The sequence below is a fragment of the Klenkia sesuvii genome (assembly GCF_037083825.1).
In the GTDB taxonomy this organism is placed as follows: Bacteria; Actinomycetota; Actinomycetes; order Mycobacteriales; family Geodermatophilaceae; genus Klenkia; species Klenkia sesuvii.
Genome location: NZ_JBAPLU010000020.1, coordinates 48,076 through 69,738 on the forward strand (window position 1 = coordinate 48,076; position 21,663 = coordinate 69,738).

Here is a 21,663-nt window from a genome sequence, read left to right on the forward strand (position 1 = left end):
CGGTCAAAGCGACTCGAAGAAGTCCTCGTCCAGCTGGTGGAGGGTCACGGTGGTCTCCGGCTGGACGCCGACGCCGTGTCGCAGCATCAGCTCGGCCAGCCGCGCGCCGTCGATCAGCTCGATCCGGGCATTGACCCGCTCGGCCTCCGCGCGGGCCCCGGAGGAGAAACTGCTGGTGGTGATGAACACGCCGCGATCGCCCTGCGCGCCCATCAGCGCGCCGACGAACCCCTGGATGGCCGGGCGCTGCACCGACTGGTCCGGCGCGTACCGCTTCGCCTGCAGGTAGATGCGGTCGAGACCCAGCGGGTCCTGGCTGATGATGCCGTCGATGCCGGCGTCACCACTGCGACCCGAGTGCTCGACCATGCCCGAGCGCCCGTAGCCCATCTGCTCCAGCAGGCGGACGACGAGCCGCTCGAACTCCGTCGGCGGCAGGGCCAGCGCCCGCTTCAACAGCTCACCCTCGACCGCCGCCCTGTTCTCGGTCACCGCTTGAGCAAGGAGGTCCTGGGGCGAAGCCGCTTCCGTGTCCGATTTTGAACTGAGTGGCGGCTCACCCTCAGCAACACGTGCGTTGCTACGGGAGCGAAAGTCTCGGTATGACGCGAACTGCAGAAGCACACCAGTGTCGACCCGCTCCGGATGTGCGGCGAGCACATCTTGCCCAGCGGCCGTGATGGTCACCTGTCCGCGGGCCGGTCGGTCGAGAAGGCCGGCTTGGGAGAGGTGGCTGATGGACCAGCCGACTCGGTTGTCCATGGTCCGGGACCGGCCGCTGGGAAGTAGGCCGGCACGTTCCTCCTCGGTCAGCTCGAAGCGGTCGCTCATGGCCGCGACGAGGTCGCGGGTGCGGCGCACCGAACCGTCGCTGACGGCGTCGCGTCGATGTGCTCGTGCTCGGTCACCCCCACCGCGTCGACCAGCACGAACCTGTCCTTGCTCGTCGCGTCCGGCGTGACGAGCTGGAAGTCGGTCTGCGAGATCGTGCGCGATCCGCGGCCCTTCATCTGCTCGAAGTACGAGGCCGAACGCACATCGCGCAGGAAGAAGACGCACTCCAGCGGTCGCACGTCGGTGCCGGTGGCGATCATGTCGACCGTGACGGCCACGCGCAGGGTCGACGAGGTGCGGAACTTCCTCAGGTCACCCTTCGGATCCCGACCGTTGTAGGTGATCTTGGCGGCGAAGTCGTTGCCCGCCCCGAACACCTCGCGGATCGTCGTCACGACCTCTTCGGCATGGTTGTCGTCCTTGCAGAAGATCAGCGTCTTGGGCACCGTCGACCGGCCGGGGAAGATCTCGGTGAACAGCCGGTCGCGGAATGTCTCCAGCACCAGCCGGATCTGACTCTTCGACGTCACCGCCCGGTCCAGCTGGGTACGGGTGTACGGGACGTCGTCGTCCAGTGCTTCGTACCGCTGCACCCGGGTGCGCCGGTCGACCTTGGGCACGACGGTGCCGGCCTCGATGGTGGAGCCGCTCTCGGAGATCTGCGTCCGGATCCGGTAGACGTCGAAGTCGACGTTCACGTTGTCGGCGACGGACTGCGCGTAGGTGTACTCCGACACCAGGTTCTGCTGGAAGAAGCCGAACGTCTGCTTCACCGGTGTGGCAGTGAGCCCGACGATGTGCGCGTCGAAGTACTCCAGCACGCGCCGCCACACCCCGTAGATCGAGCGGTGCGCCTCGTCGACGATGACCAGGTCGAAGGACTCGGGCGGTAGTTCGGCGTTGTAGACGACGTCGACCGGTGCGCCCGGGGTGAAACCGTCGAGCCCGGGGTCGTCCTCGACGGGCACGATCTCGCCACGCAGCGCGGCGTGCACACGCTGGATGGTGGAGATGACGACGGAGGAGGACGAGACCATCCCCGCGCCGGTGAGCATGTCGACGTTGTAGATCTCGGTGAGGCGGCGACCGTCGTCCGGCGTCGCGTAGTTCTGGAACTCCGCCAGGGTCTGCGTGCCGAGGTTGTTGCGGTCGACCAGGAAGAGGATGCGTCGGAAGCCCCCGTGCTTGAGCAGCCGGTAGCAGCTGGTCACCGCCGTGTAGGTCTTCCCCGCGCCGGTGGCCATCTGCACCAGCGAGCGTGCGTGGCGTTGCTCGGCCAGCGACCGCTCGATGCCCTGGATGGCGGTGATCTGCGCCGGCCGCAAGCCCTGGGTGATGAGGTCGGGCATGGTGCGCACCCGGCCGCGCCAGGTCGCGGTCCCCGCATCGTCGTCGGCGTTGCGCACCGTGCGGGCGAGCGTCTCCGGGCGGGGGAACGAGAAGATCGACCGCGCCCGAGGCACCGGGTCGTAGCCGTTGGTGATGTGCAGCTCCGAGCCCGAGGCCTCGAACACGAACGGCAGCCGGTCGTCCAGCGTCAGTGCCCTGAGCCGGACGTCCGCCGGCAGCCCGGCCGCGTAGCGCGCGGACTGCCACTCGACCCCGGAGAGCGTCGTCCCCTCCGGCTTGGCCTCGATGACGCCGACCACGCGCTGGTCGACGTAGAGCACGTAGTCGGCTCGACCGTGACCCGGCGCCATGATGACCTCGCGGACGGCCACGCCCTGACTCGCGAACAGGTTCAGCTCGGACCGGCTCTGCACCGACCAGCCGGCAGCGGTGAGCTGGCGGTCGATGAGCACGCGCGCTCGCTGCTCAGCAGTGAGCTGCTGACTCTCCCCCATGTCGGTCATCGCTCCGTGACACTAAGTGCTTCGACATTCCGCGACCAGTATCGAGACCTCCTCGGCCGGTGCGCCCTGGACCACGACCTCAGGATCGGGTCCGGGAGAGATCGGACCTACGCCAGCCGCAGACCCTTGAACTCCGCCGCCTGGCCGGCGATCGCCTTCTCGGTGGGCAGCCGCTCCATCGACGACGCACCGAAGAACCCGGCGACACCAGTCGTGCGCTCCAACACGTACTGCGCATCAGCCGGATCGGCGATCGGCCCGCCGTGGCACAGCACCAGCACGTCGTCCCGCACCGCCACCGCCGCGTCGCGCAGCTCCTGCACCCGCGCGACCGCGTCGTCCAGGGTCATCGCCGTCTGCGCGCCGATGGTCCCGCTGGTCGTCAGCCCCATGTGCGGCACCAGCACGTCCGCCCCCGCCTCGGTCATGGCCACCGCCTGCTCGGCGTCGAACACGTAGGGCGCCGTCACCAGCCCGCGCTCGTGGGCCGCCCGGATCATCTCGACCTCCAGGTCGAAGCCCATCCCGGTCTCTTCGAGGTTCGCCCGGAACGTGCCGTCGATCAGCCCGACCGTCGGGAAGTTCTGCACCCCCGCGAAGCCGATCCGCACCAGCTCGTCGAGGAACGGACCCATCAGCCGGAACGGGTCGGTGCCGCACACCCCGGCCAGCACCGGGGTGTCCCGCACCACCGGCAGCACCTCGCGCGCCATGTCGACCACGATCGCGTTCGCGTCGCCGTAGGGCATCAGCCCGGCCAGCGACCCCCGGCCGGCCATCCGGTAGCGCCCCGAGTTGTAGATGATCAGCAGGTCGACCCCGCCGGCCTCCGCAGCCTTCGCCGACAGGCCCGTGCCGGCGCCCGCGCCGATGATCGGCCGGCCAGCGGCGGCGGTCTCCCGCAGTCGCGCTCGTGCGGTCGCGGCGTCCATCAGTTCCCTCCAGCGGTGATCAGGGCGTGCAGCCGCTCGGCGGCCAACCGGCCGAAGCCGGGGTCGTTGATCGCGCCGTCCCAGTCGGTGACCGGCACGCCCGTACCGGTCAGACCGTCCCGGACGGCGGTGAAGAGCGCGTCGTCCGCCTCGGGGTCCGCGAACGGACCGCCGGGAACGTCGATGCCGGACACCCCGCCCATCGGCAGCAGCACCTCGGCCGGACCGGTGGCCGCGGCGACCTTGGCCGCGACTCGCCGTCCCAGCTCCGCACTCTCCGCGGGCGTGGTGCGCATCAGCGTGACGGTGGGGTTGTGCACCAGGAATTGGCGGTCGGCGAACTCGGCCGGCACCGTCTCCCGGCCGCCGAAGTTGACCATGTCCAGCGCCCCGACGCTCACCACCTGCGGGATGCCGCGCCGTCCGGCGGCCTCCAGCCGGTGCGGGCCCGCGGTGAGCACCCCGCCGACGAGATCGTCGGCGAGCTCGGTGGTGGTCAGGTCGAGCACGCCTGCGAGCAGCCCCGCGCCGGCCAGGCCCTCCATCGCCCGCCCGCCGGCACCGGTCGCGTGGAAGACCAGCACCTCGTAGCCCAGCTCGGTCAGCCGGGCCCGGGCCTCGTCGACCGCGGGCGTGGTCAGCCCGAACATGCTCGCGCCGATCAGCGGCCTTTCGTCGGCCACCGGCTCCGCCGTCCGCCGCTCGTAGGCGGCCGCCATGCCGGCCGCTGCGGCCGCGGCATTGCCGAGCACCGCACGCGAGATGGAGTTCAGCCCCGAGATGTCGACGACGGAGTACATGAGCGTGACGTCGGACTGCCCGACGTAGGGCGACACGTCCCCCGACGCCATGGTCGACACCAGCACCTTCGGCACCCCGACCGGCAGCGCCTGCATCGCCAGCGCCGCGATCGACGAGCCCCCGGACCCGCCGACGGCCAGCACCGCGTGCAGCCGCCCCTGCTCGAACAGCTCCCGGACGACGACCGCCGCGCCCCGGCCCATCGCGTCCATCACCGCCCCGCGGTCCCGCGCCTCCAGCAGCGGCCCGACGTCCACCCCCGACCGCGAAGCGACCTCGGACGACGGCACGTCGGCCGGCGCCCCCTCGGTGAAGCTGCCGACGTCGACCGACACCACGTTGCACCCCGCGGCCTCGAGCTGCGCGCGCAGCCAGCCGTACTCCTCGCCCTTGGTGTCGAGCGTGCCCAGCAGAACCACGGTCGCCATTGACCGCCTCCTCCCTCGTCGAGCCCAGCGTCGTCCACTCCGCGCACGACCACCACCGCGCGTACTTCCCCGGGGCGGTCCCGGTCCGGGAAGATGCCGCGTGATGACTGCACAGGAGCCCGACCCGCACTCGATCAGACGTCGTCAGGCGGCGTGCGCCGAGGACGTGGCCATCCTCGTCCAGGACCAGGAGCCCGATGAGCTCGAGGGACTGGCTGACCACGTCAGCCGCCAACCTCTCGACCACCTGGACTGAGACGTCATTCAGCCGCGGCGCCCGTCACCTCCGGTTCGACATCGAGGTCGACGGCTTCGGCCGAGATGCGAACCCCGGTCGCCCAGAAGGCGCACCGTTCTGGGCCACCGGGGTTCGAGGGGTCATCGGCGGCGCAGCGAGGCGTCGGTGATCGACGGCGGGGCGTAGCCGGCGTCGTCGGCGCGGATGTTGGTACCCGGCGGCACGATCTCGTCGATGGCGTCCAGGACGTCGTCGGACAGCTCGACGTCCACCGCCGGCAGCTGGCTGGTCAGCTGCTCCATCGTCCGCGGGCCGATGATCGCCGAGGTCACCCCCGGGTGCCGGATCGTGAACGCGATCGCCAGCTGCGGCAGGCTCACCCCGGCCTGCTCCGCCACCCCGGCCAGCGCGTCGGCGGCGTCCAGCTTGCGCTGGTTGACCGGGTCCGACAGGTCGTAGCGGCCGGCCATCCGGCCACCCATCGCCGAGGCGCGATGCGTCTCCGGGGCATCAGCACCCTTGCGCCACTTGCCCGACAGCCATCCACCAGCCAGCGGGCTCCACACCAGCGTGCCCATGCCGTACTCCTGGGTCATCGGCAGCAGCTCGCGCTCGATGCCTCGCACCAGCATCGAGTACGGCGGCTGCTCGGTCACGAACCGGCCGCTGTGCCGCAACGACGCCGCCCATTGCGCCTGCACCACCTGCGAGGGCAGGAACGTCGACGAGCCGAAGTAGCGGATCTTGCCGGCCCGCTGCAGGTCGGTCAGCGCGTCGAGGGTCTCCTCGATGTCGGTGTCCTCCGACGGCCGGTGGATCTGGTAGAGGTCGATGTGGTCGGTCTGCAGCCGCCGCAGGCTGTTCTCCACCTCGGTGACCAGCCACCGCCGGCTATTACCCTGCTGATTGGGGTCCTCCCCCATCGCGCCGTGCGCCTTGGTCGCCAGGACGACGTCGTCCCGCCGTCCACCGGCGAGCGCCTTGCCGACGATCTCCTCGGACTCCCCCGCCGAGTAGACGTCGGCGGTGTCGACGACGTTGATCCCGGCGTCGAGGGCGGCGTGAATGATCTTGACCGACTCGTCGTGGTCGGGGTTGCCCCACGCCCCGAACATCATCGCCCCCAGGCAGAGCGGGCTGACCTTCACACCGGTGCGTCCGAGCGCGCGCATCTCCATGGTGGTTGCACGTCCCCACCATCGCCGTCGGCAAACCCGGCCAGGGAGCTACAGCTGCAGGTGCACCCGCAACGCGTCGTCGAGGTCGCGCATCAGGTCCGGCGGCACCTGGCCCAGCACGGGGCCGATGCGCTGGAGTGCCACGGAGCGCACCTGCTCGGCCTGCGCCTTCGAGTCCTGCCGCAATCCGGTCCGTTCGGCGGGCAGCAAGGTCTGGAAGGAGAACACTCGCGACACGTTGCTGGTCACCGGGACCACGGTGACCACGCCGCGTCCCAGCCGGGACGCCGTGGCGTTGGCCCGGTCGTTGCTCACCAGCACTGCTGGACGTTGCTTGTTGGCCTCGCTCCCACGCACCGGTTCCAGGTCGACCAGCCGTATCTCACCGCGGCGCATCGACGAGACCGTCCCCGAGCGTCGCATCCCACGCAGACCCGTCCCCCGCGGTCTCCCACTCGTCCCAGGCCGCGGCGTACTCCTCGCCCAGCTCCGCCTGCCTCAGCAGGTGGAGCGCGTGCTGGATGACGGCTGACCGCCCCCTCAGACCGGCGGTGCGGGCATAGGCATCCAGCAGGGCGACGTCGTCCTCCGGGAGACTCACGCTCAACTTCATACCCCGAATACTACCCCGAGTAGTAGCAGGGGTAGCAGCGGTGGACGAACCCGGGTCAGCTCAGGCGTGCGTCGTGGGCCGCCCGCACCGCGGCAGGGATTCGCCCCCTCGGGCTCACCTGGATGCCCTGCGCCGAGGCCCATGCCCTGATCTGCGCAGGCGTCGCCTCGGGCTCGGGGACCACACCGCCGGGCGCGAACGTCGACTCCAGCCCTGCCGTCGCCGCCGCACCCGACAGCTCGGCCAGGCACGCACCCAGCCACCGGTAGGCCCACTCCTGCGCCAGTGGCCGGGTCTCGCAGAACACCACCGGCACGCTGGGGAACCGGGCCTGCGCCTCCGCCAGCGCCTCGGCCGCCGCCGCGCCCCGCGCGTTCTCCAGCGCGAACAGCCGGCTGTAGCGGTCCTCGACCACCACCGCCGCCCGGGGCAGCCCGGCGAGCTCGGCCAGGGCGTAGGTCAGCCGCCCGGACAGCAGGCTGTTGCCCAGATCCGCGACACTCTTCCGCTCGACTGCCGCCAGCACCTCGCCGTCCGGACCGCAGACCGCGTAGTCCCCGGCCGAAAGCCGGCGGCGAGTGGTGCTCGCCTGCTGGTGACCGAAGCTCCACGGGTACTTCTCGCCGGTGTCGACGACGATCTCGAGCACCTGACCGGACGCCCGCGCAGTGGGCACCGCCACCCGCGGCCGGGCCTGCTTCGTCGTCGACGGCGACTGCCAGAAGATCATCTCCCGGCCACGGGCCCGGGTGAGCACCAGCTGCGAGCGGTTCATCCGCGACCGCGCGAGCACCAGGTCGATGGCCGGTCCCCGCCGCGAGCAGCTGCGCACCTCGTGCCGCTCGATGACTTCTGCGTCGGCGGGCCAGCTCTCAGCGCGGTGGCAGTAGACCTTCGTCGCGCCCGGCCACGTCTCCCGGGTCTTCAGCACGATGCCGTCGGGCCCCAGCGGCACCCGCACCAGAAAAGGGAGAGACGAGTCGGGTTCGGGGTTGCGGGCCACGAGGAGGTCGTCCGGCACCCCAGCAGCCTCGCAGATTGATATTGACAGCAGCCCTATCGATAGTGATGCTGTCAACATGCGTATCGCTGAGCTGGCCGCCGCGAGCGGGGTCAGCGCGACCTCCATCAAGTGGTACGTCAGCGAGGGCCTGCTGCCGCCCGGTGAGCGCACGGGCTACAACCAGACCGAGTACGGCAATGACCACCTCACCCGCCTGCGCCTCATCCGCAGCCTCGTCGAGGTCGGCGGGCTGTCCGTGGCCGCCGCCAAGGACGTGCTCGCCGCCGCCGACGACCCCGCCCACCCGTTCGGCGACACCCTCGGCATCGCCCAGGCGTCGCTGCCCCGGCCGACGTCCCCGCCGTCGACCGAGTCCCTGGCCCGCGTCGCCGACGTCGCCCGCCGGCAGGGCTGGGTCGTCCACGACGGCAACCCCGGCCTCGCCGCGGCCGCCGCCGTCCTCGACCGGTACCTCGCCCTGGGCCGTGACGACCTCGCCGCCGTCCTGCCCGCCTACGCCCGCGCCGCCGAGGTGGTCGCCGAGGCCGACCTCGACACCGTCTCCAAAAAGCTGGACGCCGGTCCCGCGACCGCCGCCCAGACCGTCGTCGTCGGCACCGTGCTCGGCGACGCCCTCCTCGCCGGTCTGCGCCGCATGGCGCAGGAGAGCGAGTCCGTCCGCCGTTTCGGAACCGGGAGCCCGTCATGACCGCCGTCCTCGACCGCCCCACCACCACCGCGCCCCGGCTCGACCGGGTGCTGCTCGGCGTCGCCGCCGTCATGGCCGCGACCGCGATCGTCACCGCCGTCCTGGCCCTCGTCGACCCGGTGCAGATCGCCGGCCGCAACGGCTGGCTGAAGCCGCTGAAGTTCTCGATCTCGATCGCCGTCTACGCACTCACGATCGCGTGGCTGCTCACCCTGCTGCCCGCCCGCCGGCAGCGCCTGGGCCGCGGCATCGCCTGGGTCATCGCCATCGCGATGGCGGTCGAGATGGCAGCGATCGTCGGGGCCGTCGTCCTGGGCACCACCAGCCACTTCAACGTCTCGACACCGTTCCACACCGCGGTGTGGGCGTCGATGGGCACCGCGATCGCCGCCGTCTGGCTGGTCACCGCGGTGCTCGCCGTCCTGCTGTGGCGGGCACCCGACGACCCGGCGCGGCGGCTGGCGATCCGGGCCGGGCTGGTCGTCGGGCTGGCCGGCATGGCCGTCGCCTTCCTGATGACGTCGCCGACCCCCGGGCAGCTCTCCGACTTCCAGGGCATCGCCGGGGCGCACGCGGTCGGGGTGCCCGACGACGGCCCGGGCCTGCCGCTGCTGGGCTGGTCCACCACCGGCGGCGACCTCCGGGTGCCGCACTTCGTCGGCATGCACGCCCTGCAGGCACTGCCGCTGCTCGCGTTCGGTCTCGAGGCGCTGCGCCGGCGGGTGCCCGCCCTGGCCTCAGCCGGCGCCCGGTTCCGGGTCGTCGCCGTCGCGTCGGCGGGCTACGCCGTCCTGACCGGTCTGCTCACCTGGCAGGCGCTGGCCGGCATCCCGGTCACCGGCTTCCTGGGCTGACGGGGGTCCCGCCCCACCGTTCCGCCGTCGAGTGGCGTCCGAGGGTTCACCAGCGGCCCGAGCAGAACCCTCAGGCGCCACTCGACGTCGGCCCGGCCATCGGCGCACCGCCTCCTGACCAACTGCCGGTGCCACTGGTTCGGGGGGCAGCAGTGGGTGGCGGCATCGACGCTCACCCGGAGGACGAGCCGCCCGGTCGGCGGTGGCGTGCACTGGGACTCCCCTGCCTCGGCTGCCGCTTCCTCAGTCCGGTTCACCAGCGGCACCTCACTCATCCGTGGCCTCGAACCAGCTGACGGCGTAGAGGAGTGAGATCAGACGAAGGCGCGCTCGCGGATGCGCTCGGCGACGTCGGAGGGCAGCGGCACGTCGATGAGCACCTCGTCGACGGTGAACCATCCCGAGCCGGCTCGGCCGTCCCGGGCGGCGACGACGGCTGCGACCTGAGCTGGTGTGAGGTCACAGCGCTGCGCGATGACCGTCGCCGGCGCGCCGTTGATGTCGACCAGCCCGCCGTCGTCGAACCCCCGACCGAGGTCGGGCCGCCCGATCCCCAGCTCGCGCGCCATGGGCCGGTCGCGCGTCAACAGGTCACGGGCTTCGGCCCGCTTCTGCCGCGCGGCGAGCACAGCGGCGATGGCCGGATCGGCGTGCACAAGACGGTTCGGTTGCACCGCGCCGCCGTAGACCTCGCGGCGCAGCCCGTTCAAGCGGACCACCGCCACGACCGCAGCAGTCAGGGCCGAGAACCCCCCGAGGGTGCTGATGGCCGGGTTGCCCGAGGTGCCGTCGGGGTTCTGCTCAGGGGTGAGCGCCATCAGCACGACGAGGTAGACGGTCACGGCGGTGAACACGACCGCCCACCGGCGGACATCGGCCCGCTGCAGGCGCTGGGCCGCGTGCCAGAACGGCACGCAGGCGAGGAAGCCGACAGAGAGGCCCGCGAGGAGCAGGTACCAGATCCCCGCTCGCGGTCGAGTTCCCGGGGCCTTGTAGGGCACCGTCACCGGACCGCGCCCGGCGCACGGTCGACGCGCACAACCGTGTACTGCATGAGGACTCCTCCTGTTCCGACCGACGGGACCGACCTGGCCCGGGAGGCGGCGACGTGGTGATGACACGCCGGCCACGGGCCAACGGGCACCAGTGCAGGGTCGAGCGTGCGGGGACCGACGCCCAGCCTCGGTCCCCGCACCGGGTCAACGGGCGCCGACGCTCCGCCAGTAGGCGTTCAGCGCGCCGTTGGTCTTGACCAGCCAGACCAGGGGCCCGATGAGGATGAAGCTGCCCAGCAGCACCCACAGGCCGGTCGTCGCCGTGACCGGACGCGGGCGACCCTGCCGGGCGTAGAGGTTGCCGACCTCGTTGGGCAGCAGGAACGGCGTGACCAGCCCGAGGGTGAACAGCGCAATGATCAATCCCACCGCCCCGCCCACGCCCTCACCGCTGTGCCGCTTGATCTCCTCGTGCACCGAGAAGTAGTAGACGAACCCGTAGATCCCGAACGTGATGATGCTGAGGCCGATCACCGCCCACGTGCTGCGCACCTTGCCGACAGGCCCGGACTGCATGGGCACTGGCGCGTAGCCGTACGACTGCTGGACCGGGGCGGGCGCGTACTGGGGCTGCCCGTACTGAGGCTGTGCGTACTGCGGCTGCCCGTACTGAGGCTGGCTGTGGGACGGCTGCGTGTTCTGCCCGTCGATGGTGGACATGGTGGGACCCCCGAGTTCCGGTCCACCGGCGTCTCCGGTGGCGTCGAGGAGAAGCTAGGGGTGCGCGGACCTCGTGGGGTGCGCTCGGCTCGCGACACCTCACGACGTCGGCTCGTGCACCTCACGGCCCCCACCCGGCACTCGAGCGCCGCGCTCTCGGCAGCGGTCGGTCACGAAGTGGTCACTTCACGGCACCGTTACCGCCGCGACACAGCCCGGGCTCAGGAAGCCGGTTGGGTCCTCCTCCTCGGCGCACCCCGCGCCGACGCCGCCTCCGAGGAGACCCGTTGAGCCCCTTCGCCGTCCGCCGCGTGATCGCCACCGGCGCCGTCGCCGCGACCGTCCTGTCCCTGGCCGCGTGCGGGTCCGACTCCGACGACGCCGCCGGCGGCGGGGAGACCCAGACCGTCACCGTGGGCACCCTGCGCGGTCAGCCGCACTTCTACGCCCCGTTCCTCTACGAGGACCACGCCGTGGACGGCGTCGAGTTCGAGGTGGTCACCCTCGACAGCACCCCGGCGCTGACCGACGCGGTCTCCTCCGGCAGCGTCGACTTCGCCATCACCGGGATCACCGCCACCATCTCCGGCATCTCCCAGGGCCGCGACCTCGCCATCGTGGCCTCCGCCGCCGACGGCGGGTCCGGCTTCATCGGCGGCGACGACATCGACACCGTGTCCGACCTGGTCGGCAAGAAGGTCGGCTACATCCAGGGCAGCGCGCCCGAGGTCGCCATGCGGCTGATCCTCGCCGAGAACGACATCGACGCCAGCAGCCTGGAGCTGGTCGCCGTCCCGCCGCCGGAGATGGCCTCGGCGTTCAACTCCGGCTCGATCGACGCCTTCTTCGGCACCGAGATCGCCGTCTCGCTGGCCACCGCCGCCGGCGGGCACGAGATCACCGACCCCTACGCCACCGACATCGGCCGGGTGAACATCGGCCTGGTCACCACCGGCGCGATGGTCGCCGACGACCCCGACCTGGTGCAGGCGGTGGTCGACACCCACGCCGCGACGACCGAGTACATGGCCGACAACATCGACGAGTGGCTGCCCGAGATGGTCGCCGAGTTCGGCGGCGACGAGGACGTCTTCCAGTCGGCGCTGGAGAACTTCTGGCTGCGCGCCGACCTCGACGAGGAGTACCAGGGCCAGGTGCAGGCACTGGCCGGCGCGATGGTCGAGCTCGGCCTGATCGAGACCGCCCCGTCCAACGAGGACCTCATGGACACCTCGTTCGCACCCGAGGCATGAGCGCGGTGAGCACGGAGGTCGTGGCCGTCCCGGCCGCCGCGCCCACCGTCCCCGACCGGCCGCCTCGCCGGCGCCGGGGACGGTGGCGGACGGTGCTGCTCGGGCTGCCCGTCCCGCTGCTGTTCCTGGTGGTCTGGCAGGTGGGTCGCGACCAGGCCTGGGAGCTGCCCTTCGGCATCCGCATGGGGTTCCTGCCCTACCCCGCCGACGTCGCCGAGGGGCTGGTCAACTACGTGGCCGGCACCCGGGACGACGCGTTCAGCGCGCTGCTGTGGGAGGACCTGCCGGCCAGCGCACTGCGGGTGCTGTCGGGGTTCGCGCTGGCCACCGCGGTCGCCGTCCCGCTGGGGGTGCTGATGGGCCGGTTCACCACGGTGAACTCGCTGTTCGACCCCATGATCGGGCTGTTCCGGCCGATCCCGGCCACGGCCTGGGTGCCGCTGGTGGCCCTGCTCATCGGGTACGGCGACCAGGCGTCGATCTTCCTGATCACCCTGTCCGCGTTCTTCCCGGTCGTGCTGGGCACCATCAGCGGGGCCCGGCAGGTGCCCGAACGGCTGCTGGAGGCCGCCCGGATGCTGGGCACCTCCGGCCCCGGCACCCTGCTGCGGGTCGTGCTGCCGGCCGCCGCCCCGGCCATCGTCAACGGCATGCGGGTGGGCCTGGGCCTGTCCTGGGTGATCCTCGTGCTCAGCGAGACCACCGGGGTGCCCACCGGGCTGGGCTCGACGATCTTCCTGGCCCGCGACGTGGTGCAGACCGACCAGATCGTCGTCGGGATGATCTGCATCGCCGTCGCCGGGTTCGCCTCCGACCGGCTGCTCATGCTGCTGTTCCGGGTCCTGTTCCGCGACCGTCCCCTGATCAAGTAGGAGCCCGCCGATGTCCACCCCGACCACCGAGCACCTCGCGGCCGGTCGCACGGCCGACGTCGCCGTGGCCGGCCTGACCAAGGCCTACGGCGACGTCGTCGCGATGGCCGACGTCGACCTGACCATCGCCTCCGGCGAATTCGTCGCCGTCGTCGGCGCCAGCGGCTGCGGCAAGAGCACCCTGCTGCGCATCCTGGCCGGCTTCGAGCGGGCCACCGCCGGCACCGTCGAGGTCGGCGGGACGGCGGTCACCGGCCCCGGACCCGACCGCGGCGTCGTCTTCCAGGACTACGGCCTGTTCCCCTGGCTGTCGGTGCGGGAGAACGTCGCCTACGGGCCGGCCCGCAAGAAGCTGCCCAAGGCCCAGGTCGCCGAACTGGCCGACCGGTTCATCGCCGCCGTCGGGCTGACCCGCTTCGCCGACACCTACCCCGCCCAGCTCTCGGGCGGCATGCAGCAGCGGGTCGCCATCGCCCGGGTGCTGGCCAACGACCCCTCGCTGCTGCTCATGGACGAACCCTTCGGCGCACTCGATGCCCTCACCCGCGCCGACCTGCAGACCGAGCTCAAGCGCATCCACACCGAGACCCGCACGACGGTGGTCTTCGTGACCCACTCGATCGAGGAGGCCGTCTACCTCGCCGACCGGGTGGTCGTGATGACCGGCGGCGCCTCCCACGGCGTGCCCGGCCACGTGCAGGCCGTCGTCCCGGTGGACCTCCCCGACCGCGACGTGACCTCCCCGGCGTTCAACGAGGTCAAGCGGACCATCTCCGACCTGGTGCACACGGTGGCCGCGCCGGCCTGAGCTGGTCAGCGGCCGGCGGCCCGGGCCTGCTCGCGCCAGCGGCGGCGGGCCCCGGACACCACCGCGTGCACGGGGTGGCTGCGGTTCTCGGCCTGGTTCAGCGGCGGCTCGAGCTCGGCGATGGCGTCGGCCTCGACCGTCCAGGGCTGCGGGTGCTCGGCCCAGGTGAGGTGCAGGGTGCCCGCCATCCACTCCGACAGCGCAGCCTCGTCGCGGTTGACCAGCACCGGCCGCGTCGTCCAGCGGCTGCGCCAGCCCTGCTGCTCGGTCAGCAGCGCCGCCAGGGAGCGCCGCAGCGTGGAGGAGCCCGTCGTTCCGCGGATGTGGTCACCGACGACGCGGGAGCGCAGGGTCGCCGCCGACGTCGGACCGTTCGGCGCGATGCCGACGTAGAGCAGCTGCACCGGCGCGGTCGGGTGCTTCGGGCCGGAGATGCCGGGCAACGCGCCGAACCTGCCCCACCAGGCGTAGAGGCCCGGCGCCTTCGGGACCACCTCGGCCGCCTCGGGCACCGGCAGGGGTGTCGAGCACAGGGCAGCGACCACGTCGTCCACGGCCCCAGTCAACCCGCAGCTCCTGGGCTCGGCGCGTGCCGCACCCGTCACCGACCCTTGCGCCGCTCGTCCCGACGCCTCGGCCGGTCTGATGGCGCAGCGACGACTCTGACACCGGGCCACCGCAACCCCGACGAATCCCCGGCCGCGGCGTAGAAGGCACTGCAGCCGCTGCATCTTCGTCAGCGACGGTCAGCATCCCGTGCCCGGAGGATCGCTGCGGCCGGGAACCGGGTGCCGGCGGTGATGATCCGACGGCGAACTCCGCCCAGAAGGACACTGACCGCGCTTCCCCTCCCCGGCGACCGCTCCCGGGGCGGTCAGGAACGGTCATCGGTCATCGTCTGCCACGCCGGACCCGAGAACGGCACCTCGCTGCCGTACAGGTGCCCGTCGAGACGGACCAACAACCGCAGGCGCACCCCTACCTCAGGCCCGTTGACCCGCACCACCGTGAGAGCCCGTTCACGGACTGAGTGGGCGTAGTCGAGAAGGGCGTCCGGCACGTACCCCAGCTTCTGGCCGCTGGACTCGACGACCACGAGCGCCCGGGGGTTCGTGTTGTTCTCCGGTTCGGACCGCAGCACGAGCCGGTCACCCACCCGCAGCCGGGTGAGGAGCGGTTCTGCGTCGGCCAGGTACCGGATGCCATGGACGAGGAAGTGGCAATGAGTTCGACCGCTCGCATCGACCGCCGGCTCGGGCAGCAGCATGATGCCGTCACCAGCGCGTTGACCGCCCGAACGGGCCAGCACCTCGAGAGGGGTCGCGTCATCGGTCAGGTCGAGCGAAGCGAGGAACACCGGGTGCTCGGGCCGGCGGGGGTCCATGATGCGCTCGGCGAAGAGCGGGAACAGACCTTCGGAACGGTAGGTGCGGCCCGTGTCGACGAAACCGAGGAAAGGGCGGAACCCTGCTCGCTCGACCGCTGAACGCAGGTAGTCGAACGTGTACTCCACGCTGGTCACGTCGACGGTCGCGCCGAGGAAGCCGACGGGCCGGTAGAAGCCATCCGCATCTTTCTCGGTCACCAGTAGTCGCCGGCTCGTCGTCTCGACCGCCCGCGGAACGGCGGCGAGGTCATCGACAGACATCCAGCACCCTTCCCTGGTTGATCGCGAGCAACTGCGTGCAGAACGTACGAGCAGCGTCCGACATTCTCGGTGTTCCGACCACTGCGTTCTCCACATCGAACTTCCTGCCGAACGCCTTCCCAGCAAAGCGTTCGAGCTGCGCCGGGTCCGTCCCGAGCCGTCGCCGGACGTCCTCCGTGAGCGACGACCCGAGGGCGGCCCCGTGGTCGTAGGAGGGCGCCAGGGAGAGCGACCGGTCGCGGTGCTGCAGGACCGCCCAGTTCTCCTCGTGCCGGTCCAGATTGGCGATCCAGGCGTCGAAGACCAGGTAACCGGCGATGCCGTCGAGCAGGAGGGCGCCGTTCTGCAGGTCCAGTCCAGGGCCCGCAAGGTCCCGAGACACCACGCCCTCCTCGCGGACCACGGCGTCCGCCCGGTACGCCAACGCGACCTCGGCGCAGGGCAGCCCGATCAGGCCTGCGAGTCGCTCGGCCAGCTTCTCCGCCCAGTCCTCGCCCTGCGGCTCGGTCGAACCCTTCGGGATGCGCGTGGCCTTGTACAGCCACCGTCGACCGACAGGATCGTCGAGCCACAGGTTCGTGCCGCTGCCACGAGCCTCCGGCTGGATCGGCGTCCACGCGGTGACGTCGACCTCCGGGACCGTGGGCACGCCGGCACCGAAGCCGTGGCCCCTGACACCGAGACGGCTCAGTCAGCGCGGCTCCGCGCTGCGAGCCTCGAGGCCTGGCGGTGCAGGTGGTCGCGCTCAGCCGCGTTGGTCGCCGCCCGCGCGGCCTCGGCGTAGAGCTCGGCGGCCTGGGCCAGGTCGCCGTCCTTCTCGTGCAGGTGCGCAGCGACCGCAGCCCACCGCGGCAACCCGGGGTCGACGAGGGCGAGCGCGGCGAGGCCGGCGCGCGGGCCGTCGGCCTCGCCCACCGCCACCGCCCGGTTCAGCCGGGCCACCGGCGACCCGGTCAGCGCGACCAGCTCGTCGTACCACTCCACCACCTGGACCCAGTCGGTCTCCGCAGCCGATGCGGCGTCGCAGTGCAGCGCCGCGATCGCCGCCTGCGCCTGGTACTCCCCCAGGCGGTCCTGCGCGAGCGCGGACTGCACCAGCGAGACCCCCTCGGCGATGAGCCGGGTGTCCCAGAGCGACCGGTCCTGCGACGCCAGCGGCACCAGCTCCCCGGACGACGAGAACCGGGCCGGACGGCGGGCCGCGTGCAGCAGCGTGAGCGCCAGCAGCCCGGCCACCTCCGGGTGGTCGTAGGCGCGGTGCAGCTGGCGGGTGAGCCGCACCGCCTCGGCGACCAGGTCGACATCCCCGCTGTAGCCCTCGTTGAACACCAGGTACAGGGTGCGCAGCACGGTGCCGACGTCCCCCGGCGCGTCCAACCGCACGCCCGACACCGTCTTCTTCGCCCGGCTGATCCGCTGCGCCATCGTCGCCTCGGGAACCAGGTAGGCCTCGGCGACCTGCCGGGTGGTCAGCCCGCCCACCGCCCGCAGCGTCAGCGCGACCGCCGACGACGGGGTCAGCGACGGGTGCGCGCAGAGGAAGTACAGCTGCAACGAGTCGTCCCGGCCGGTGACCTCGACGGGTTCCTCGGGCGGGGCGTCCTCCCGGCGCTGCCGGGCGGCGTCCGAGCGGACGGCGTCCAGGTACCGCCGCCACGCGACGGTGACCAGCCAGGCGCGGACGTCGCGCGGCGGGTCCGCCGCCCAGGTGCGCAGGCCCTCGACCAGCGCGTCCTGGACGGCGTCCTCGGCCGCGGCGAAGTCCGCACCCCGGCGGACCAGGGCCGCCAGCACCTGCGGGACGGCGGCCCGCAGGTCGGCCTCGGTCACTCGGTGACGGTCGGCGGCTCGCTCATCACCGGCCGCAGCTCCAACCACTCCCCCAGCGGCTTCCCGCCCGCGCCCGGCGCCGAGGAGAGCTCACCGGCCAGCTGCAGCGCGCGGTCGTGGTCGGCGACGTCGATGATCATCCACCCGGCGATGAGGTCCTTGGTCTCGGCGAACGGGCCGTCGGTGACCGGCGGCTTGCCTTCGCCGTCGAAGCGGACCCAGGTGCCCTCCGGCGCGACCGCGTCGGCCGACACGAACTCGCCGCTGTCCTGCAGCCGCTCGGCGAAGTCACGCATGAACTGGATGTGGTCCGCCCACTCCTGCGGCGTCCACCGGTCGCCCGGGACGTCGTTGGTCGGGGCCGGGGCGCCGCGGTAGTGCTTGAGCACCAGGTACTTCGGCATGGTCGTCTCCTCACGTCCGTGCGGCCCATCCTGGCCGCATCCACCCGGGGGACGGAGCCGGGACGCCGTTCTCGACACCGCGGCGACGACGTCGTGGCGCCGCTAGGGTCCGGGCATGGCCATCGACCCCCGCGGCGCCGACCTCAAGCGACTCCTCGCCGAGGACCCCGGCGGACCCGTCGTCATGCTCAACCTGCTGCGCTTCGCCGAGGGCGGGCGCGAGTCCTACGACCAGTACGCGGCCGCACTGCGGGACACGTTCCTGCCCCGCTACAGCGCCGAGATCGTCTACGTCGGCGACGGCGGCACCCCGCTGGTGGCCGAGGAGGGCCAGGACTGGGACGTCGTGCTGCTGGTGCGCTACCCCAGCCGCGAGGCGTTCAGCCGCATGGTCGCCGACCCCGAGTACCAGCAGGTCACCCACTTGCGCTCCCAGGCCCTCACCGAGGCGGTGCTGCAGCCGACCACTCCGCGGTAGCCCGGGGGTCGGGTTCGTCGGCCCCTCCCGGTGCAGCCGGGCGGGGAACCGTCGGTCCCGCTCCCCGGCGCCCGACACTCCACGGGCGGTCGGCGATGGACAGCTGCCGGTGCGGGAGGGTGGGGCCATGCGTCCCCGGTCGGTCCCCGTCGTCCTCGGTGCCGTGCTGGCGCTGGCCGCCTGCGGGCAGCCGGCCGGCAGCTCCGGTGCCCCCGCCCCCTCCGGCGTCGGGTTGCCCGCCGCCGACGACGCGCTCGTGCTGCGGGTCGAGCAGGTCGGCGGTTTCACCGTGGCCGGCGCCGAGCTCTCCCGCCTGCCCTCGGTCAGCGTGTACGCCGACGGGCGGGTGCTCAGCCCCGCCCCGGTGGCCGCGATCTACCCGGCGCCCGCCTGGCCGGCCGTGCAGCTGACCCGGGTCGACGACGCCGAGCTGGCCGACCTGCTGCAGGCCGCCCTCGACGCCGGGGTGACCGACACCGCCGACCTCGGCACCGGGGGCCTCGCCGACGCCACCACCACCGTCGTCACGGTGACCACCGCCGAGGGCACGAGCAGGCGCGAGGTGTACGCGCTGCGGGAGGCGCAGGGCGCCCCGTCGCTGACGGCCGAGCAGGTCGCCGCCCGGCAGGAGCTGGCCGGCCTGGTCGACCGGCTCGACGAGGTCGTGGCCACGAGCGGCGAGCTCTGGTCGCCGACCGCCGTCGCGGCGCTGGCGTCGACGTACACGGCCGACCCCGTCGTCACCGCCGAACCGGTCGCCTGGCCGGGCCCCGAGCTGCCCGGTGAGCCGGTGGGCGCGGGATTCGGCTGCACCGTCGCGACCGGGGACCTGGCCGCCGCGGTGGTCGCCGCCGCCCAGCGGGCCACCAGCGCGACCCCGTGGGTCGACGGGGACGCCACCTGGTCGGTCGCGTTCCGCCCGCTGCTGCCCGACGAGGGCGGGTGCGCCGACCTGACCGGCTGACCCGCGAGGGTGAGCACGGCGCCGCGGGGTCAAGCCCGGGCGCCCGGGGGTCGAGAACGCCTCCGTGACTCCACCCACCGGGCTGCGCCGTGCGGCGCTCGTCGTCGTCGGGGCCGGCGCCGCGGTCGCCCTGGTGGGGTCCCTCGTGCCCGCCACCCGGGCGCCCGCGGTGGTCCTCATCAGCGTGCTCGCCACCCTGGCGCCCGCGGTGGGGGCCGTGGTGCACCGGGCCACCCGACCCGTGGTGTGGGCGCTGGTCACCGTCATGCTCACGGGCTGGACGCTCTCCATCGGCCTGGGCACCCGGTGGCCGGTCTTCGGCGAGGCCGCGCAGGACGTCGGCACGCTCGTCGGGGCCGGCATCGTCGTCCACATGTTCGCCCAGCACGTGCGCTCGCGGCCGGGCGAGCGCCGCGCGCGCAGGCGGGCCGCCTGGGTCGGCCGGGCCGACCTGGCGATCCTGGTCGTGCTGGTCGGCCTGGTCGTCGCCCAGGTGGTGACCACGGCCCGGGCCGACGACGCGGCCCCCAGTGCCTACGCCGCGCCGGCCGACCTCCTGCTCATCGCCCTCGTGCTCCGGTTGCTGCTGTCCCGGGCCGGCATCACCACCAGCCTGCGGTTGTTCATCACCGGCTGCGTCCTCGCCGGGGTCTACGACGTGGTCGCCGCGAGCTCGGGCACCCGCCTGCAGCCGCTGCAGGCACCCATCTCCGTGCTGTGGGCGGTCGCGATGGCCCTGCTGGTCGCGGCGGCGCTGCAGCCCAGCATGGCCGTGGCCTTCAGCCCGGCCTCCCTGCGCCGGCTGCGGCCGGAGTCCGGCCGGGTGCTCGGGTTGGTGGCGCTGGCCCCGGTGCCCCTGGCGCTGGCGCTGCTGCCCGCCCCCGGGCGGCTGCCGCTCCTGGTGCACGTCGCCGCCGGCGCGCTGGTGAGCGCGCTGGTGATCGTCCGCGGCGCCGGGGCGCTGCTGGCCAGCGAGGGGCACGCCGCCCGCGACCCCCTCACCCGGCTGGCCAACCGGCGCGGCCTGCAGATCGCCTTCGACCACCTGCTCATCGCCGCCCGGCCGGGGGACACCGAGATCGGCCGGTTGGCCCTGCTGGACCTCGACGACTTCAAGGAGGTCAACGACACCCACGGCCACGAGACCGGGGACCTGCTGCTGTGCGCGGTCGGCGAACGGCTGTCCGCAGCGGTCGGGGCCACCGGCACCGTGGCCCGCTCGGGTGGCGACGAGTTCGTGCTGGTGCTGCGCCCGGGCGCACCACCGGTGCCCGACGTCCTCGCGGCCGCCTTCGGGCAGCCCGTGCAGCTGGGCGGCATGGCCCAGCGGGACGTCGTCGTGCGGTGCAGCGCCGGCTGGGTCCCGCTGACCCCCGCCAGCGAGCTCCCGCTGGCCCTGGCCGACGCCGACATCGCCCTCTACGCCAGCAAGGGCGCCGCCCGCGGCACCGCCACCCGGTTCGACCCGGCCCAGCGCGAAGCCGTCCTGGGCCAGCTCGGCCTCGGCGAGGACCTGCGCCGGGTCCTTCGCGGCGACCCCGCCGCCGGCGAGCTGTTCCTGCTCTTCCAGCCGCTGGTGGAGCTGCGCACGCGTGCCGTGGTGGGCTGCGAGGCGCTCGTCCGCTGGCAGCACCCCACCCGCGGCGTGCTGGGCCCGGACACCTTCCTGCCCGTCGCCGAGCTCCAGGGCCACGGCGCGGCGGTGGACACCTGGGTGCTCGACCAGGCCTGCGCAGCGGCCGCGCAGTGGTCGGCACAGGGCACCCGCCGCACCGTCAGCGTCAACCTGGGCCGTTCCTCCCTGGTCGACCCCGACCTCGCGGTGCGGGTGCGCGCCGCGCTCGCCACCCACGGCCTGGCCGCCGACCGCCTCCACCTGGAGATCACCGAGCACGACCAGCTGCCCCCCGAGGCGGGGGTGCTGCCCCTGCAGGAGCTGGCCGAGCTGGGCGTGCGGGTCAGCCTCGACGACTTCGGCACCGGCTACACCTCGCTGGCCTACCTGCACCGCTACCCGGTGACGCTGCTCAAGCTCGACCGGTCGGTCACCGGCCCCGACACCAGCGCCGAGCTGATCGCGGGCATCACCGGCCTGGCCGGCGCCCTGGGCATCGAGGTGCTCGCCGAGGGCGTGGAGAGCGAGGAGCAGCACGCCCGGCTGCTCGCCTTCGGCATCGACGCCGGGCAGGGCTGGCTCTACGGCGCCCCGGTGCCGGCCGAGCAGCTCCCCGCGGCCGTGGCCACCTGA

24 protein-coding genes are annotated in these 21,663 nt (G+C 72.7%); 9 read left to right on the plus strand and 15 right to left on the minus strand.

Annotation, left to right across the window (positions count from 1 at the left end):
- Positions 1-3: 3 nt before the first annotated feature.
- From TEK04_RS16935 to TEK04_RS16950, 4 genes are all read right to left on the minus strand, one after another.
- Positions 4-831 carry a restriction endonuclease gene (locus tag TEK04_RS16935; protein ID WP_336405528.1) on the minus strand — a complete coding sequence of 276 codons (828 nt, stop codon included), beginning with the start codon at positions 829-831 and terminating at the stop codon, positions 4-6.
- Positions 828-2,636, minus strand: a complete 1,809-nt coding sequence (locus TEK04_RS16940; RefSeq protein WP_336405529.1) for a DEAD/DEAH box helicase family protein — start codon at positions 2,634-2,636, stop codon at positions 828-830. The genes TEK04_RS16935 and TEK04_RS16940 overlap by 4 nt, the downstream gene beginning before the upstream one ends.
- 158 nt (positions 2,637-2,794) lie before the next feature.
- A complete protein-coding gene (locus TEK04_RS16945) occupies positions 2,795-3,619 on the minus strand; it encodes a phosphoenolpyruvate hydrolase family protein (RefSeq protein ID WP_336405530.1) in 825 nt (274 codons plus the stop codon).
- Positions 3,619-4,848 (minus strand): Tm-1-like ATP-binding domain-containing protein, encoded by a 1,230-nt coding sequence (locus TEK04_RS16950; RefSeq protein WP_336405531.1) that lies wholly within the window; start codon positions 4,846-4,848, stop codon positions 3,619-3,621. The genes TEK04_RS16945 and TEK04_RS16950 overlap by 1 nt, the downstream gene beginning before the upstream one ends.
- A gap of 103 nt (positions 4,849-4,951) precedes the next feature.
- Here TEK04_RS16950 and TEK04_RS16955 point away from each other — a divergent pair, with 103 nt between their 5' ends.
- Positions 4,952-5,104 carry a hypothetical protein gene (locus TEK04_RS16955; RefSeq protein WP_336405532.1) on the plus strand — a complete coding sequence of 51 codons (153 nt, stop codon included), beginning with the start codon at positions 4,952-4,954 and terminating at the stop codon, positions 5,102-5,104.
- Positions 5,105-5,226: 122 nt separating this feature from the next.
- On the opposite strand, the gene TEK04_RS16960 is transcribed toward TEK04_RS16955, so the two are convergent.
- The 4 genes from TEK04_RS16960 to TEK04_RS16975 all read right to left on the minus strand — a co-directional run bounded on the left by TEK04_RS16960 (position 5,227) and on the right by TEK04_RS16975 (position 7,898).
- A complete protein-coding gene (locus TEK04_RS16960; RefSeq protein ID WP_336405533.1) occupies positions 5,227-6,258 on the minus strand; it encodes an aldo/keto reductase in 1,032 nt (343 codons plus the stop codon).
- 54 nt (positions 6,259-6,312) lie between these two features.
- Positions 6,313-6,660, minus strand: coding sequence for a type II toxin-antitoxin system PemK/MazF family toxin (locus TEK04_RS16965; protein ID WP_336405534.1), 348 nt, complete (start codon positions 6,658-6,660; stop codon positions 6,313-6,315).
- Positions 6,647-6,865 carry a DUF8778 family protein gene (locus TEK04_RS16970; RefSeq protein WP_336405535.1) on the minus strand — a complete coding sequence of 73 codons (219 nt, stop codon included), beginning with the start codon at positions 6,863-6,865 and terminating at the stop codon, positions 6,647-6,649. The genes TEK04_RS16965 and TEK04_RS16970 overlap by 14 nt, the downstream gene beginning before the upstream one ends.
- A gap of 67 nt (positions 6,866-6,932) precedes the next feature.
- Entirely contained in the window at positions 6,933-7,898 is a 966-nt protein-coding gene (locus TEK04_RS16975; protein WP_336405536.1) for an ERCC4 domain-containing protein, read from the minus strand.
- Between the two features lie 58 nt (positions 7,899-7,956).
- Between TEK04_RS16975 and TEK04_RS16980 the strand changes: the two genes are divergently transcribed.
- Complete coding sequence (locus TEK04_RS16980; protein ID WP_336405537.1) at positions 7,957-8,589, plus strand: MerR family transcriptional regulator; 633 nt, start codon at positions 7,957-7,959, stop codon at positions 8,587-8,589.
- Entirely contained in the window at positions 8,586-9,443 is an 858-nt protein-coding gene (locus TEK04_RS16985) for a hypothetical protein (RefSeq protein ID WP_336405538.1), read from the plus strand. The genes TEK04_RS16980 and TEK04_RS16985 overlap by 4 nt, the downstream gene beginning before the upstream one ends.
- A gap of 314 nt (positions 9,444-9,757) precedes the next feature.
- Here TEK04_RS16985 and TEK04_RS16990 read toward each other — a convergent pair whose 3' ends face one another.
- On the minus strand, positions 9,758-10,357 hold the full coding sequence (locus TEK04_RS16990; protein WP_336405539.1) for a hypothetical protein: 600 nt from the start codon (positions 10,355-10,357) through the stop codon (positions 9,758-9,760).
- A 285-nt stretch (positions 10,358-10,642) separates the two neighbouring features.
- Complete coding sequence (locus TEK04_RS16995) at positions 10,643-11,158, minus strand: DUF4234 domain-containing protein (RefSeq protein WP_336405540.1); 516 nt, start codon at positions 11,156-11,158, stop codon at positions 10,643-10,645.
- A gap of 287 nt (positions 11,159-11,445) precedes the next feature.
- Between TEK04_RS16995 and TEK04_RS17000 the strand changes: the two genes are divergently transcribed.
- From TEK04_RS17000 to TEK04_RS17010, 3 genes are read left to right on the plus strand one after another with little or no spacing between them, the layout of a single operon-like run.
- Complete coding sequence (locus TEK04_RS17000) at positions 11,446-12,411, plus strand: ABC transporter substrate-binding protein (protein ID WP_336405541.1); 966 nt, start codon at positions 11,446-11,448, stop codon at positions 12,409-12,411.
- A 5-nt stretch (positions 12,412-12,416) separates the two neighbouring features.
- The gene (locus TEK04_RS17005) at positions 12,417-13,283 is read left to right on the plus strand and encodes an ABC transporter permease (RefSeq protein ID WP_432277350.1); all 867 of its coding nucleotides are present in this window, start codon (positions 12,417-12,419) and stop codon (positions 13,281-13,283) included.
- 10 nt (positions 13,284-13,293) lie between these two features.
- Positions 13,294-14,091, plus strand: coding sequence for an ABC transporter ATP-binding protein (locus TEK04_RS17010; RefSeq protein WP_336405543.1), 798 nt, complete (start codon positions 13,294-13,296; stop codon positions 14,089-14,091).
- Between the two features lie 5 nt (positions 14,092-14,096).
- On the opposite strand, the gene TEK04_RS17015 is transcribed toward TEK04_RS17010, so the two are convergent.
- The 5 genes from TEK04_RS17015 to TEK04_RS17035 form a co-directional block, all read right to left on the minus strand.
- The gene (locus TEK04_RS17015; RefSeq protein WP_336405544.1) at positions 14,097-14,645 is read right to left on the minus strand and encodes a GIY-YIG nuclease family protein; all 549 of its coding nucleotides are present in this window, start codon (positions 14,643-14,645) and stop codon (positions 14,097-14,099) included.
- Between the two features lie 320 nt (positions 14,646-14,965).
- Positions 14,966-15,739 (minus strand): HIRAN domain-containing protein, encoded by a 774-nt coding sequence (locus tag TEK04_RS17020; RefSeq protein ID WP_336405545.1) that lies wholly within the window; start codon positions 15,737-15,739, stop codon positions 14,966-14,968.
- Positions 15,726-16,388: a HipA domain-containing protein gene (locus TEK04_RS17025; protein WP_336405546.1), complete on the minus strand. Its 663-nt coding sequence runs from the start codon at positions 16,386-16,388 to the stop codon at positions 15,726-15,728. Before TEK04_RS17025 ends, TEK04_RS17020 begins: the two co-directional genes overlap by 14 nt.
- A 38-nt stretch (positions 16,389-16,426) precedes the next feature.
- Positions 16,427-17,569 carry an RNA polymerase sigma factor gene (locus tag TEK04_RS17030; protein WP_336405547.1) on the minus strand — a complete coding sequence of 381 codons (1,143 nt, stop codon included), beginning with the start codon at positions 17,567-17,569 and terminating at the stop codon, positions 16,427-16,429.
- On the minus strand, positions 17,566-17,973 hold the full coding sequence (locus TEK04_RS17035; protein WP_336405548.1) for a YciI family protein: 408 nt from the start codon (positions 17,971-17,973) through the stop codon (positions 17,566-17,568). The genes TEK04_RS17030 and TEK04_RS17035 overlap by 4 nt, the downstream gene beginning before the upstream one ends.
- A gap of 115 nt (positions 17,974-18,088) precedes the next feature.
- Between TEK04_RS17035 and TEK04_RS17040 the strand changes: the two genes are divergently transcribed.
- The 3 genes from TEK04_RS17040 to TEK04_RS17050 all read left to right on the plus strand — a co-directional run bounded on the left by TEK04_RS17040 (position 18,089) and on the right by TEK04_RS17050 (position 21,663).
- A complete protein-coding gene (locus TEK04_RS17040; RefSeq protein WP_336405549.1) occupies positions 18,089-18,451 on the plus strand; it encodes a DUF1330 domain-containing protein in 363 nt (120 codons plus the stop codon).
- A gap of 127 nt (positions 18,452-18,578) precedes the next feature.
- Positions 18,579-19,415, plus strand: a complete 837-nt coding sequence (locus TEK04_RS17045) for a hypothetical protein (protein ID WP_336405550.1) — start codon at positions 18,579-18,581, stop codon at positions 19,413-19,415.
- Between the two features lie 64 nt (positions 19,416-19,479).
- Entirely contained in the window at positions 19,480-21,663 is a 2,184-nt protein-coding gene (locus tag TEK04_RS17050) for a putative bifunctional diguanylate cyclase/phosphodiesterase (RefSeq protein WP_336405551.1), read from the plus strand.